Here is a 13,654-nt window from a genome sequence, read left to right as displayed (position 1 = left end):
CCCCCTGCCACTGCGACACGCGGGTGTGGTGGACACGCCCCGACAGGATGCCCACGATCGGCTGCCTTACGGACCGCCTGCCGGTGATGACACCGGCCGGCGCTTCGGTGCCCTGCCGGGCGATGGTGGTCCGGCCTCCGGACCGCCCTTCGTGCGGTGCCAGCCACGCCATCTCTTGGTCTGCTCAGGTCGGCATCTAGCCACGCCTGCGCAGGGCCGCGTTGTCGCTGGATCAGGTCCGGGTGCGGTAGCGTGCGGGGGGCTCATGCCAGCGCTCTAGCCGCATGGATCCACGATGTGAGACGTCAGACGCCAGAGTTCTGCAACACCGCCGTTGTCGGACCTCGACGACGAGGTGCGCGGGAAGGAAAGCCTGGACAACCGGGTCTCGAGGTCGATTTCACCGAGCTCCTGGGCGGCACCTCCTGCATCTGCGGGCGGGTCGCGGGTGTCCAGCCCTGCACGGTCGAGGCGCGCCGCAGGATCACCGCCCGGCTGGGCGAGACGTGTCGCATGGCCACGAGGTCCTAGGATCCCCGCGTGTTCGGCAGGAAGGGTCAGCGCTTCCGCTGACCCTTCCTGCCAGGGCGCGGAGGGGGCCGGTGACGCGAAGGGTCGCGATGAAGGGCGTTCGGGGGGGGCAGGCGCGATACCCCTGCTCAGCCGTGCCTCCGCGCCGCCAGCCAACGGCGCCAGAGGCTTGCACCGCCGCCGAAGACGTTGAGATCGCAGTTGCCCGAGACCCCGGGCACCTGCCCGGTGCCGGAGTATTGCCAGAACGTCCAGGACCGGTCGGCGAAGGCCTCGTCGGGATGCTTGGCCACGCTTCGCAACCAGTAGTCGGCCGGAAGGTGCCTGACGTCCCGGTCGCGCCAGAACTCGAGCGGCACGTAGACGATGGGGCGTTGCTGGTAATGTCGCGAGACGATCGACAGCCAGGTTTCCGCCACGCGCCGCACCTCTGCCTGCGGAGGGCGCGACACGCAGGTCGGCGAGAACGGGTTCCATTCCAGGTCGAGGACGGGGGGCAGGGCACCGGGGATGCGGGGCACGTTCTGGATGAACCAGCGCGCCTGAACCTCGGGGCTGTTGCAGAAATAGTAGAAGTGATACCCGCCCACCGGCACCCCCGCCGCGGCCGCGCCCGCGAAGTTTTCGGCAAAGAGCGGGTCGATGCGGTCGCCGCCCTCGGTCGCCTTGAGAAAGGCAAAGTTCACCCCCGAAGCCCCCGCCGCGCGCCAGTCGATGGTGCCCTGGAACTTCGAGGCGTCGATGCCGTGGACGGCGTAGGACGACGGCGCGGGCCCGCCGCTCCACTCCGTGACCGGGTCCCGGTCGCCGAAGCGGGGCGGCCGCACCGCCCCGGGCTGGGGCACGCGGCCCGGCAGAGTGACCGGGGCGGCTCTTTCGCGCGGGCCGCAGGCGGCAAGTGACGTCAGGCCAAAACAGGCGGCGCGGCGGGTCAGGTTCATCGAGCCTCGCAAGGTCGCGTTGAGGGGGAGGGGCAGGATCGGAGGGGGCGGGATCGCGGTGCAATCGGGCCCCCGCGATCATGACGGCCGCAGGATCTCTGGCAAGCACCATCTGGTCTCGGCCCTGCGCCGGCATTCACAAAAACGAAAGCAAGCCGTGGTGCCGCGGTGAAACGCGGCCCGGGCCGTCTTGGCGCCGGTTTCTTGGGGATACGGAAAGCTCAGGGTCTGGGCCGATGGCCGGGAGGACCACTTTGGAGGACCGTTGATCAGAAGTCGCGACTGAAAAGGAAGATGGCTGGGGTGGTAGGATTCGAACCTACGATACACGGTACCAAAAACCGATGCCTTACCACTTGGCTACACCCCAACGGTGGGCGGGGTTCTAGCCGCGGTGCGACCGGTGTGCAAGACCGAAGACGCGCTAAAATGTCCGTTTCCGCTACGAAAACCTCGGGCGCCCGCCCCACCCCCCAATGGGCCGGGGGCGGGGCGCGCAGGCGGCCTAGCTCGAGACCTGTTCGCGCAGGATCGACGCGGTCAGCGAGATCATCAGGTAGAGGCCCGCGAAGATCAGGAAGGCGAGGATCGTGTTCTCGAACGCGCGGGGATAGGTCGCCTCGTCCGGCGGCACCGGGTTGACGCCCAGCGACAGGTACCGCACCTGCCGGTTCGCCTCCAGCCGCGCGGTTTCAAGCTGTTGCAGGGCCTGCTGCATCATCAGCGTGCGAGTCTCGAGATCGACCTCGGCCATGCGCAGTTGTCCGGTGATCGCGGCCAGCGATGCCGCTTCGCCGTCGTTCGTGGTCAGCTGCGACCGCAGGTTGGCGATCAGCGTCTGCAGCCGGTCGATATCGCCGCGCACGCCGTCCACGCGGGCCTGGTTCGGCTGGCGGTTGTCCATCAGCTGCTGCAACTGCAAGCGTTTCTCGGCCAGCTGCGTCTCGAACGCGGTGACGCGTGACATCACGCCCGCCGATTCCGATGTCGGGTCGAGCACGCCCAGCTGCTCTTGCAGTTCCAGCACCCGGGCCTGCGCGGCGGACATGCGCTCTTCGGCCTCCTCGTAGCTTTCGCGGGCGCCGGCCATCTGGTCGTTGCGCAGCCGTTCGGTAAGGCCGTCGACCTGCTCTTCGGCGTAGTCGATCAGGTGGCGCGAGAAATCGGCGCTGACGGCGGGATCGGGGGCGATCACCTCCATCTTGATGATGCCTTCGGTCGGGTCGTAACCGATCTGCACGTTGTCCTGGTAGATGTCGTAGGCATCCTCGTTCGAGGCGCCTTCGGGCAGGCGCTGGACGGGGTCGATGGACGGATCGGAGAAGACCTCGCGAAAGCCCACGTCCTGGTCCAGCCGCAGCATCGCATCGCGCGAGGTCAGGTAGCTTTGCACGGTGATCGAATCCTGGCTGGTGGCCAGCCCGGTGCCGGAAAAGAGCCCGCCCAGTCCGCCGGCCGAGGCCGCGGTGTCGGCCTGCTGGATGACGAATTCCGACTTGGTGGAGTACATCGGCGTGGCGATGACAGCGTAGTAGTAGCCCGCCAGCGCGGTCGGCAGCATCACGAAGACGAAAAGCCGCGCGGCCAGCAGCAAAAGCTTGCGGCGGCGGCGTCGGGCGATGTCGCGCTGGATTTCGAAGATCTCGCGGTGCCGTGGCGGGCGCGGCATCGCTGCGGGGCGCTTCACCTCGGTCGAGGGGACGGTTTCGGTGGGAATCGTCTGCGGCAGCTGAACCCGGTCGCCGACCTCCTGCCCCGTGTCCGGGACCACGAGATCGAGCATGTTGGCGCGTTCGAAGGGGTCGATCCCCCGCAGCCGCAGCTGGCGAACGGCGTCGATGTCCGAGGTGGGGGACAGCCCGTGCTTGTTCGCCATCCGCCGGGCCATGCGCAGCTGGCGGCCGGTCAGACCCTCCTTGCGGATCCGGGCGATGGCTTCTTCGGCCGACATCTCGGCGGGATCGGCGATGCGGGCGTCCTGCGCCGCGGTCGGGTAGGGCGCCTTGCCGGGGCCGGCCCCGGGCGCCGCGCGCCCGTCGGCTTCCCCCTCGGCGCCCCCGGCATCGGCCAGAGCGGCGGCAGCGCGATCCTGAAGGTCTGGGCGGTGCCGGACGGCCTCGTCACCGGACGTGGGCCCGGGTGTGGGGCGACCGGCGGACGGGGTCGAGGAGGAGCTGCCCGGTGTCTCGTGGTGCGGCAGTATTGGCTGCGGACCCGCGGCGGCGGGATCGTGCGGCCAATGCGCGCCCCAGTCCCCCCCGGGGGAGGAGCCGGAGGACGTGCTGACCCCGGACGATGTTTCACGTGCCGTGTCCGGCCCGGGCAGGGGGCGCCGCGTCGCAGCGCCTTCAGACCCTGGCACCGGGCTTGCGGCTGGGATGGGGGCGGCGGTGGGCGCGGCGGCGCCACTGCCCGAAGGCGATGGTCGGGGGTGTCCGGCGTCCGGGCCCCCGGGGGCTTCGGTGACGGGCCGGGCGGCCGGGGAGGGGCGCGATGTCGTGACGGGCGCGGCTGCGTGCGGCTCGGCCGCCGTCCGGCGCGTGGCCCCCGGCGCTTCGCCGGACAAAAGCGGGCTCGACCGGCGGATGCGGAATTTCTTGACCTTAGGTTTCGTAGTCATAAAGCCGCTTCGCCTCTTCCAGCGTGTCGAACATGTAAAGCTGCCCGTCCTTCAGAACGGCGGCCGTCCGACAGAATTTCTCCAGCGTCTGCGCCTGGTGCGAGACCACGACCACCGTCGAGCGTTCGAGTCTTTCGCGCAGCAGATCCCCGGCCTTGCGGTTGAACTCGACATCCGTCGTCGCGGGCATGCCCTCGTCGATCAGGTAGATGTCGAACTCCAGCGCCAGCAGCAACGCAAAGCTCAGCCGCGACCGCATGCCGGCCGAATATGTGCCGACGGGCATGTCGAAATATTCGTCCAGGTGGCACAGCCACCGGCAGAAAGCTTCGACGTAATCGGGGTCGAGCCCGTAGAGCTTGGCGATGAAGCGAGAGTTCTCGGTCGCCGACAGCCGGTTGATGACACCGCCCATGAAACCCAGCGGAAACGAGATGCGGCAGGTGCGCCGGATCTCGCCCTCGTCGGGCTTTTCCAGACCTGCCATCATGTTGATGATCGTCGTCTTGCCCGCGCCGTTCGGGGCGAGAATCCCCATCGATTGACCCAGCTCGACCCGGAACGACGCCTTTTCCAGGATCACCTTGCGGCGCCGACCGGTCCAGAAGGACTTGCTGACGGTGTTGAACTCGATCATCGCGACACTCGGAATCGGCGGGCGGAGGCCCTGGTTCGTCCGGCGCGCAGACCGCTCCGGCGAGGACAGGGCCTAATCCCCCAATCGGGCCCCATTATGTCGCTGCCCGGGAACATCACAACGACCATTGCCGCATTGTCGCCGGAGGCCCGTCAAACTTGCCGTGAGCGGGCGGGGCCACGGCAGGGCGCCGAAAGGGGGATGTAGAAAGGGGCGCGGCCCGTGCCACGCCCCTTCGATGTTGTGTCCGTTCCCGGCCCGGTAGCGGCCCGGTGGCTGTGTGCGGTCAGCCGGGCTGTTTTTCCACCCGCGTCAGCTTGCCCGCCAGGAAGGACAGGATCGCCGCGGCGAAGCTGAAGAGCGCGCCCATCTTGGCCGCGTCCTGCACCGGCCCGGCCGGGAAGGCGACCGACGCGATGAACAGCGAGACGGTAAAGCCGATGGCGGCCACGCAGCCGATGACGAACAGGTCGATCGTCCGCATGCCTTGCGGCAGGCCCAGCCGCAGCGGTCCCGCGGCCAGCCAGCCGAAGAACAGGATGCCGAAGGGCTTGCCGATCAGCAGACCCGCCAGCACCAGCCACGTCGGCGCGCTGATCGAGCTGAACTCGACGCCCGCGTTCACGAGGCCGAAGAAGAACAGGATTACCTCGACGGGGTATTTCAGCATGTGCTCGATATGGTTCAGCAGGTCGGTCAGGTACTGCTCGGCCTCGCTGAAGATGCCGAAGGCGCGGTCGGCATGCGGGATCGTCGGCACGATGGGCAGCAGCCCCAGCGCAGGGTGGATGCCCGCCTGCTGGAACCCGTACCACGACACGGCACCGGCGACGAGATAGGGCCAGAAGCCCAGCCTGTCGCGCACCCAGGTCGAATTCGGGCGCAGCTGGTTGTGGCGGTCCATCTTGCGCGGCAGCCAGTTGGCCAGCACGAACACCGCCACGGCGGCCGCCAGCGACACCAGCAGCCATTGCGGCGCCAGTTCGCCCGAGGGGTAGAAGATCGCGAGGATGATCAGGCCCGCGGCATCGTCGGCGATGGCCAGAAGCAGCAGGAACCGCACCGCGGGGTGGCCCGCGCCGAAGACCATCCGCCCCACGAGGTAGGAAAACGCGATGTCGGTGGCGGTCGGGATGGCCCAGCCGCGGTTCACCGCGCTGAAGGTTTCGGAGCCCATGATGGCGGCGATGCCCAGGTAGATGGCGATCGGGCCCAGCATGCCGCCCAGCGTCGCCACCAGCGGCGTCGCGGCCTTCTTGCCGCGCAGCGACCCCTCTTCGAGGATGATCGCCTCCCACACCTCCTTGGCGGCGATGGCGAAGAAGAAGGCCATCAGCACGTCGTTGATCAGGTAGTGCAGGGTCAGCGTGCGGTGAATTTCACCTTCGACCTCGTGCGCGTGACCGATGAAGAAATCCTCGACCAGCTTGAACTCGACGAAATGGTGATAGGAGTTCGGGTCGATATTGGCCCAGACAAGAGCCAGAAGCGCCCCCGCGATCAGCAGCAGGGAGTAGCTGGAGATGAAGTTCCAGACCTTATACATATGACAGATGTCCTCGCCTTTTGCGAAGGGGATAGGATAATTGCCGCCCTCCGGCAACCGCTGCCGATGGACGTTCCACGTGGATCATGGGGCGATCACCGACCGATCATTGGCCGCCTGCGAACCCTTTCCGGCATCGCGCGTTGACCGCCCATGCACAAGAGGAACGAGACAGGCCATGCGCAAGCTTATCAAGTATTTCGCCATCTTCCGCATGGTCCGGGGCCTGTTCCGTCGCGGGCGCGGCCGCGGGGCCTGAGGGTGCCGCTGGTCGGGTCCCGGGGCTGCGATCGGGGCCGCGATCGGGGTGGCCGTCGCAATCGGCGGATCCAGCGATGACGGACGCCGCGAAGACGGGTGCCGCCGGGAGGTGGGCAGATGACGCGGACCGTGGGCAGGAGGGGGGCGACTCAACCGACCTGACGCGCAGCTTGGCAGGCTGCCGGATCTGTGCCGACCGGTTCGCCGCGACGGCCACGCACCATGCGCCGAACCCGGTGCTGTGGTTTCGCCCCGGTGCCCGTATCCTGATCGCCAGCCAGGCACCGGGCCTTCGTGTGCACGAGGCGAACACCCCGTTCTGGGACCAGTCGGGCAAGCGTCTGCGGCAGTGGCTGGGTGTCAGCGATGACGAGTTCTACGACCGCTCCCGCGTTGCGATCGTGCCGATGGCGTTCTGCTTCCCGGGCTATGACGCCAAGGGCGGCGACCTGCCGCCGCCGCCGATCTGTGCCACCACGTGGCGCCGACAGGTGCTGGGATCGCTGCCCGACATCCGGCTGACCGTCCTGATCGGCGGCTACGCCCAGAAGTGGCACCTGGGCACGCGCGAAGGCGTGACGGCCACGGTCGCCCGCTGGCGCGAGCATGCGCCCGGGGTCTTTCCCTTGCCGCATCCGTCGTGGCGCAATACCGCATGGCTGAAGCGCAACCCGTGGTTCGAAGACGAGCTTGTCCCCGTCCTGCGTACCCATGTCCGCGAGGCCCTTGGATGACCCTGACCGCACTCGACACCGCCCATGCCGCGATGGAGGCCAGCGACGACGACGCGCCGCGTCGGGCGTTCTACGACCGGCTGGCCACCGCCGAACTCGTGCTGCTGCTCGACAAGGAGCCTGTGGGCGATGAAATCTCGCCCGCGGTCTTCGACCTCGACACCGGGCCGACCGTGGTCGCCTTTGACAGCGAAGAGCGTCTGACCACCTTCACCGGCGCGCCGGCCCCCTATGCGGCCCTGCCGGGGCGGGTGCTTGCGCAGATGCTGGCCGGGCAGGGGGTGGCGCTGGGGCTGAACCTGTCGGTCGCGCCCTCGTCGACCCTGCTGCCGGCCGAGGCGATGGTGTGGCTGGCCGAACGGCTGGCCGGTGCGCCCGACGAGGCGCGCGACCGTCCGGCCGAGCTGCGGGCGCCGCGACTGCCACGACCGCTGATGGAGGCGCTGGATCATCGCCTGGCGCGCGCCTCGGGGCTGGTCGCGCGGGTCTACCTGGCACAGGCGGTCTGGGACGACGGCAGCGACAGCCCGCTGGTCGCGCTGGTGGGAGCGGCGCCGGGCGCCGAGACCGCGCTGGCGCAATCGGTGGCCGAGGCCGCCCGGTTCGCCGAGGACGAGGGCCTGCGGCTCGACATCGCCTTTTTCGAGGCTGGCGAGCCGATGACCGACCGGCTGGAGCGTGTCGCGTGGCGCGTCGACCTGCCCGAGCCGCAGCCCGAGAGGCCCGCCGCACCGCGCGCCCCCGGCAGCGACCCGGCGAAACCGCCGAAGCTGCGCTGATCGCGGGCAATCCGGCGCGCCGAACGCCGCTGGCGTCGCAGGTCGGTGGTTCGGTGAGGCAGGAGGGGCAGCGCCGCGGCGGTCAATAGCCCGCGGCGCGGTCCACGAGGTGCAGGAAGGGTTCGCCTGCTTCGCCGCGGCGCACGTTTTCGGCGATCACGCGCGATGCGCTTTGCGGCCGGGTGGTCGAGGCGACGTGCGGCGTGACGGTCACCCGCGGATGTGCCCAGAAGGGGTGATCGGCGGGAAGAGGTTCCTGCCGGAAAACGTCCAGGGTGGCCGCCCCGACCTGCCCGCTGTCCAGCGCGGCCAGAAGGGCCGTGTCGTCGATCAGTGGCCCGCGGCCGGGGTTCAGCACCACCGCCCCGTGCGGCAGCTGTGCCAGCCGTTCGGCGTTCAGGATGTTCCGCGTCCCGTCGGTCAACGGCAGCAGCAGCACCAGGATCTCGGACCGGGCCAGCAGCGGGGCCAGCCCCTCGGGCCCGTGGAACGTGTCGATGCCCGGAATGTTCTTGGGCGAACCGCTCCACCCAGCGACGTCGAAGTTGAGCGCGGCCAGCATCTCGGCCGCGGCGCGGCCCAGCCGTCCCAGCCCCAGGAACCCGACCCGGCGGTCGCGGGCCAGGGGCGGCACCGGCGGGTGGCTCCACCCGGTCTGGTTCAGGGTGAAGGTGTCGAGGTCCAGGTGATGGCGCAGCACGTGGCCCGCCACCCATTCCGACATCCCCTCGGTCATGCCGTTATCGACCATGCGCGCCAGCGGCTGGGTCAGGGTGGGATTGGTGACCAGCGTCTCGACCCCCGCCCAGAGGTTCAGTACGGCCTTGGCCCGGGTGAAGGGCGTGAAATCCGTGACCTCGCCGGAATGGGCGGAGTGGACGAGGTAGTCGACCTCGTTGGGCGCGTGGTCGCGCCCGAGGTCGGCGGAAACGCCAACCTCGGCCAGGGCGGCAGTCAGCGGTTCGCGGTACTGGGCGAATTGCGTCTCGCCCGCGGTGAACAGGATCTTGGGGGTCATCGGCCTCTCGGTCTGTGGACATGGGCGGACTGGGTCAGCCCGAAGGCGACCATCAGGACCAGCATCGCGGAGCCGCCGTAGCTGACCAGCGGCAGCGGCACGCCGACGACGGGGGCAAGGCCCATCACCATCGACATGTTGACCGCGAAGAACAAAAAGAACGTCGCGCCCACGCCCAGCGTCAGCAGCGACCCGAAGCGGTCCTTGTTGTTCATCGCGGAGATGATGCAGAACACGATGATCAGCGCGTAGAGCGTCAGCAGCGATATCGCGCCCACGAAACCGAACTCTTCGGCCAGCGTGGTAAAGATGAAGTCGGTGTGCTTCTCGGGCAGGAAGTTCAGCCGTGACTGCGTCCCTTGCATGAAGCCGCGCCCCGTCCAGCCGCCCGACCCCAGCGCGATCTTCGACTGCGTGATGTGGTAGCCTGCGTTCATCGGATCGCTTGCCGGGTCGAGAAAGGTGTCGATCCGGCGATACTGGTAGTCCTTCAGCAGCTGCCACGGCGTCCCGCGCGAGGTGAAGACCGCCGCGACCAGCCCGACGCCCGCCGCGATGACCACCGAGAAATACCACCACGACACGCCGGCTAGGAACATCACGATGCCGCCGCCCGCCACCAGCAGGATCGCGGTCCCGAGGTCGGGCTGGTGCAGCACTAGGTAGGTGGGGGCGATGATGATCATCAGCGGGATCAGCACCCAGAGCGGGCGCGACGTCTTCTTGATGTCGAGCCAGTCGTAGTAGGCGGCAAGGAACATCACCAGCGTGATCTTCATCAGCTCGGAGGGTTGCAGCCGCATGAACCCGAGGTCGATCCAGCGTTGCGCGCCCATCCCGGTGGTGCCTGCGACCTCGACCACGACCAGAAGCAGCAGCGACACCCCGTAGGCCAGCCCCGCCATGTTGCGCCAGAACCAGATCGGCACCATCGCGACTGTCAGCATGAGGACCATGCCCAGCACGAACCGCTTGATCTGCGGTTCGGCCCAGCGCGAGATGTCGCCGCCCGCGACCGAGTAGAGCATCAGGAACCCGACCGACGCCACGGCGGTCAGCAGAAGGATCAGCGCCCAGTTCAGGTAGAGAACCTTGGACAGGCCCGTCGGCACCCGCTTGACGTTGTATTCCAGGTAGCTCATGCGCGGCTGCTTTCCTCGCCCCCCTCCGCCCCCCTGAGCGGCAGGCTTTCCTGCATCACGCGGATCTCGTCCCGCTGGTAGGAGGGGTAGCTTTCCAGCGGCGGCAGGCCGCCATGCAGGGCGTAAAGCAGGATGTCGCGGGCGATGGGACCGGCGACGCTGGACCCGCCGCCGCCATGTTCGACCACGACCGACACCGCGTAGCGCGGGTTCTCGTAAGGGGCGAAGGCCACGAACAGCGCGTGGTCACGCCGCTCCCACGGCAGGTCGGCGTTCGAGGTGACGCCCCGCGCGCGTTCGGCCGCGGTGATGTTGCGCACCTGCGAGGTGCCGGACTTGCCCGCCATCAGCATCGTGTCGTCGGCGATCCGGGCGCCGTAGCCCGTGCCGCGCCGGGTGTTCGACACGGCGTACATCCCCTTGCGCACCATGCGCAGGTGATTTTCGTTCAGCCCCAGCGAGACGGCGCCGCGGACCTCGGTTTCGATCCCGCCCTCGGACTTGACCAGCCGGGGCTCGATCGCGGTGCCCGAGGCAAGGCGCGCGTTCATCACCGCCAGCTGCAGCGGCGAGGCCAGGACATAGCCCTGTCCGATGGCAGCGTTGAGCGAATCCCCCACGCGCCAGTCCTGCCCGTAGCGCTCGGTCTTCCACGCCTTGTCGGGCATGATGCCGGCGGTGACCGCCGACATCGGCAGGTCGAAATGCGATCCCAGCCCGAAGCGCCGCGCCATGGCGGCGATCCGGTCGATGCCCACGCGCTGCGCCAGGTCGAAATAGTAGACGTCGCAGGAATGCTGCAGGCTTTCTTCCAGGTTCACGTGACCATGGCCGCCCCGCTTCCAGCAGTGGAACCGGCGGTTGCCGACCTTGGTGTAGCCGCCGCACCAGATGGTTTCGTCGGGCGTGACCTCACCGGCCTCGAGCGCGGCGAGCGTCACCATCATCTTGAAGGTCGAGCCGGGCGGATAGGCGCCCTGCACCGCCTTGTTGGCCAGCGGGCGATAGATGTTGTCGGTCAGCAGGCTGTAATCGACGCTGGAGATGCCGCGCACGAACTTGTTGGGATCGAAGGCCGGGGCCGAGCCGATCGCCAGAAGATCGCCGTTGCGCACGTCCATCACCACGCCCGCCGCCGACATGCCCAGCGAAAGCCGCGCCTGGGTAAAGTTCTGCAATCCGCTGTCGATCGTCAGCTGCAGGTCGCTGCCGGGAATGCCCTCGTCGCGGCCAAGCTCGCGCATCACACGGCCCGCGGCGTTGACCTCGATCCGTTTCGATCCGGCCTTGCCGCGCAGGTCGCGTTCAAGCTTGTTCTCGACCCCGGTCTTGCCGATCTGGAACTTCGGGATCTGCAACAGTGGGTCGTCGTCGTCCATGCGGTCGAGGTCATAGTCGCTGACCGGGCCCACGTAACCCACGATATGGGCGAAATCGGCGCCCATGGGATAGTTGCGCGTCAGGCCCACATCGGGCGTGATGCCGGGCAGGGCGGGGGCGTTCACCGCCACCTCGGCCACGTCTTCCCACGCACGCTGGTCGGTCAGCGTCACCGGCACGAAGGGCGAGCGGCGCTCGACCTCGCGCAGTGCGCGCTCCAGCTCGTCCGGGTCGAGATCGACCAGCTGCTTCAGCCGCGCGATGGCGGCATCGACGTCGCCTGCATCCTCGCGCACGATGACGATGCGGTAGTTCTGCGCGTTCTCGGCCAGGGCCACGCCATTGCGGTCGTAGATCAGGCCACGGGCAGGGGCGATCAGCCGCATGTTGATGCGGTTCTCGTCGGCCAGAAGCCGATACTGGTCGGCCTGATCGACCTGCATCTGGTGCATGCGCCAGCCCAGGACACCCAGCATGCCCGTCTGCAGCCCGCCGAGGACGAGCGCGCGGCGCGAGATCCGGCGCGAGGAGGTTTCGGTGTCGCGAGGCGATTGTCTCATAGCTTGTGTCCCAATGCGTCGACGGCTCCGGGGGCTGCCTTCGTCACCCCCAGCGCATAGCGCGAAATGACCACGGCGGCCGGATAGCTCAGCACCGTCACGGCGAGGTGCGCAAGGCTCATCTGCAGCGCCGGTTGCGGCACGACGAAAAGCCCCAGCACAGCGATCTGCGCCAGAGTCATCGTCGCGAGCGTGGCCGCGACCATCAGCCATTCGACGACGAAGGGCAGATCGCGCGACAGGTTTTCACGAGCCCGCAGGAACTCCAGCCCGATCAGCACGATGGCGGCCCACAGACCCAGAGGCCGCATGAACAGGATGTCGCAGACCAGCATCACCGCCGCGATCATCGTCGCGGGCACGTAGTCGGGGCGGCGCAGCACCCAGGCGAAGGCGAAGATCACCGGCAGGTCCGGGCCCGGCACGCGGTTGGCCGAGACCTCGAACGGCAGCAGCCGAAGGAAGATGAAGCCCGCCGCCAGCGCGACGAAGCCCAGCCGGTAGACCAGCCGCCGGGTCGAGACCGGATCAACCATCTCCGGGTTCTCCCGCGTCGGCGATGGTCGCGCGACCGCTGTTGCCCGGCACCACGAGGTTGCCGGGATCGGTCAGGCGCTCGGTGTCCTGCGACCGCAGGACGCGCAGGTATTCCAGCCGGTCGTACTCGACCGCCAGCCGCACCCGCAGCCGCCCGTCGGTGCCCATCGCGACCTGTCCCACCAGAAGACCCGCGGGAAACACGCCGCCGTCGCCCGAGCTGACCACCCGGTCGCCCGGGCGCACCTGTTCCGGCGTTTCGAGGAAGTCGATGGGCGGCAGGGCCGAGTTGTCACCGGCCAGGATCGCGCGCTGGCCCGAGGGCTGAATCGTCACTGGGATACGGCTGTTGCTGTCGGTCAGCAGGATCACGCGCGACGACGTCTGCCCCACGCCCGAGATCCGGCCGGCCAGCCCCAGCCCGTCTGTCGTGGCCCACCCGTCGCGGATGCCGTCGCGGGCGCCGACGTTCAAAAGCACCGACTGCCGGAAGGGCGATCCGGAGTCGGCCAGCACCACGCCGGTGATGTAGGTCAGCGACGGATCCAGCCGGACCTTGTTGAGGTCGAGCAGCTTGGCGTTCTCCTGCTCCAGCTGCAGCGCCGCCTCTTTCCAGGCCTTCATCTGCTGCAGTTCGCGCCGCAGCTCCTGGTTCTGTTCATAGATCCGTGTGTAGGAGTGGAAATCCTCGATCATGCCGGCGACCTTGGTCACCGGCAGCAGCGCCCAGTCGAACGACGGCACGACGGTGTCGACGATCTGGGCGCGGGCGCGTTCGGCACGGGGGGAATCGATCCGCCAGAACAGGAACAGGCCCAACAGGCACAGTATCATCGTCCCCAGAACGATGCGCCGGACGGGGCGGGTGAATTGCTGCGTCTGGCCGCGGTCGCTTGCCATTCCGCCTTCCCTTCGGGCCACGCCCCGATCGGCAGGGCGGGCGGTTCCAGCGCGGGGGCACCGGGTGC

Annotated in this window: 11 protein-coding genes and 1 tRNA gene; 2 read left to right on the top strand and 10 right to left on the bottom strand. The window is 68.4% G+C overall.

Annotated features, from left to right (window positions below):
• Positions 1-659: 659 nt before the first annotated feature.
• From EKE94_RS16865 to EKE94_RS16845, 5 genes are all read right to left on the bottom strand, one after another.
• Positions 660-1,472 (bottom strand): GH25 family lysozyme, encoded by an 813-nt coding sequence (locus tag EKE94_RS16865; protein WP_127907807.1) that lies wholly within the window; start codon positions 1,470-1,472, stop codon positions 660-662.
• Positions 1,473-1,767: 295 nt separating this feature from the next.
• Positions 1,768-1,842: transfer RNA gene (locus tag EKE94_RS16860), tRNA-Gln, on the bottom strand.
• A gap of 135 nt (positions 1,843-1,977) precedes the next feature.
• Complete coding sequence (locus EKE94_RS16855; RefSeq protein WP_328590508.1) at positions 1,978-3,423, bottom strand: capsule biosynthesis protein; 1,446 nt, start codon at positions 3,421-3,423, stop codon at positions 1,978-1,980.
• A 652-nt stretch (positions 3,424-4,075) separates the two neighbouring features.
• Positions 4,076-4,729, bottom strand: coding sequence for an ABC transporter ATP-binding protein (locus EKE94_RS16850; protein ID WP_127907806.1), 654 nt, complete (start codon positions 4,727-4,729; stop codon positions 4,076-4,078).
• 286 nt (positions 4,730-5,015) lie between these two features.
• Positions 5,016-6,275 carry a Na+/H+ antiporter NhaA gene (locus EKE94_RS16845; RefSeq protein ID WP_127907805.1) on the bottom strand — a complete coding sequence of 420 codons (1,260 nt, stop codon included), beginning with the start codon at positions 6,273-6,275 and terminating at the stop codon, positions 5,016-5,018.
• 335 nt (positions 6,276-6,610) lie between these two features.
• On the opposite strand from EKE94_RS16845, the gene EKE94_RS16840 reads away from it, so the two are divergent.
• Both EKE94_RS16840 and EKE94_RS16835 read left to right on the top strand, forming a co-directional pair.
• Positions 6,611-7,270, top strand: a complete 660-nt coding sequence (locus tag EKE94_RS16840; RefSeq protein ID WP_127907804.1) for a uracil-DNA glycosylase family protein — start codon at positions 6,611-6,613, stop codon at positions 7,268-7,270.
• Positions 7,271-7,272: 2 nt separating this feature from the next.
• Positions 7,273-8,049, top strand: coding sequence for an SseB family protein (locus tag EKE94_RS16835; RefSeq protein WP_206615111.1), 777 nt, complete (start codon positions 7,273-7,275; stop codon positions 8,047-8,049).
• An 82-nt stretch (positions 8,050-8,131) separates the two neighbouring features.
• Here EKE94_RS16835 and EKE94_RS16830 read toward each other — a convergent pair whose 3' ends face one another.
• The 5 genes from EKE94_RS16830 to mreC are packed head-to-tail and all read right to left on the bottom strand — an operon-like array spanning position 8,132 to position 13,586.
• On the bottom strand, positions 8,132-9,067 hold the full coding sequence (locus EKE94_RS16830; protein ID WP_127907802.1) for a 2-hydroxyacid dehydrogenase: 936 nt from the start codon (positions 9,065-9,067) through the stop codon (positions 8,132-8,134).
• Entirely contained in the window at positions 9,064-10,209 is a 1,146-nt protein-coding gene (gene rodA, locus EKE94_RS16825) for a rod shape-determining protein RodA (RefSeq protein WP_127907801.1), read from the bottom strand. Before rodA ends, EKE94_RS16830 begins: the two co-directional genes overlap by 4 nt.
• Positions 10,206-12,149, bottom strand: a complete 1,944-nt coding sequence (gene mrdA / locus EKE94_RS16820) for a penicillin-binding protein 2 (protein WP_127907800.1) — start codon at positions 12,147-12,149, stop codon at positions 10,206-10,208. Before mrdA ends, rodA begins: the two co-directional genes overlap by 4 nt.
• A complete protein-coding gene (locus tag EKE94_RS16815) occupies positions 12,146-12,685 on the bottom strand; it encodes a rod shape-determining protein MreD (RefSeq protein WP_127907799.1) in 540 nt (179 codons plus the stop codon). Before EKE94_RS16815 ends, mrdA begins: the two co-directional genes overlap by 4 nt.
• Entirely contained in the window at positions 12,678-13,586 is a 909-nt protein-coding gene (gene mreC / locus EKE94_RS16810) for a rod shape-determining protein MreC (RefSeq protein WP_127907798.1), read from the bottom strand. Before mreC ends, EKE94_RS16815 begins: the two co-directional genes overlap by 8 nt.
• Positions 13,587-13,654 lie beyond the last annotated feature (68 nt).

This window comes from Mesobaculum littorinae (assembly GCF_004011175.1).
In the GTDB taxonomy this organism is placed as follows: domain Bacteria; phylum Pseudomonadota; class Alphaproteobacteria; order Rhodobacterales; family Rhodobacteraceae; genus Tranquillimonas; species Tranquillimonas littorinae.
This window is presented reverse-complemented; position numbering and strand designations above follow the sequence as displayed.

What these genes read in the sequence shown, in the direction of transcription:
- EKE94_RS16855 (WP_328590508.1), bottom strand. Translation starts at nt 3,423, where the DNA reads ATGTCGGCCGAAGAAGCCATCGCCCGGATCCGCAAGGAGGGTCTGACC.
- EKE94_RS16845 (WP_127907805.1), bottom strand. Translation starts at nt 6,275, where the DNA reads ATGTATAAGGTCTGGAACTTCATCTCCAGCTACTCCCTGCTGCTGATC.
- EKE94_RS16830 (WP_127907802.1), bottom strand. Translation starts at nt 9,067, where the DNA reads ATGACCCCCAAGATCCTGTTCACCGCGGGCGAGACGCAATTCGCCCAG.
- rodA (WP_127907801.1), bottom strand. Translation starts at nt 10,209, where the DNA reads ATGAGCTACCTGGAATACAACGTCAAGCGGGTGCCGACGGGCCTGTCC.
- EKE94_RS16850 (WP_127907806.1), bottom strand. Translation starts at nt 4,729, where the DNA reads ATGATCGAGTTCAACACCGTCAGCAAGTCCTTCTGGACCGGTCGGCGC.
- EKE94_RS16840 (WP_127907804.1), top strand. Translation starts at nt 6,611, where the DNA reads ATGACGGACGCCGCGAAGACGGGTGCCGCCGGGAGGTGGGCAGATGAC.
- mreC (WP_127907798.1), bottom strand. Translation starts at nt 13,586, where the DNA reads ATGGCAAGCGACCGCGGCCAGACGCAGCAATTCACCCGCCCCGTCCGG.
- mrdA (WP_127907800.1), bottom strand. Translation starts at nt 12,149, where the DNA reads ATGAGACAATCGCCTCGCGACACCGAAACCTCCTCGCGCCGGATCTCG.
- EKE94_RS16815 (WP_127907799.1), bottom strand. Translation starts at nt 12,685, where the DNA reads ATGGTTGATCCGGTCTCGACCCGGCGGCTGGTCTACCGGCTGGGCTTC.
- EKE94_RS16865 (WP_127907807.1), bottom strand. Translation starts at nt 1,472, where the DNA reads ATGAACCTGACCCGCCGCGCCGCCTGTTTTGGCCTGACGTCACTTGCC.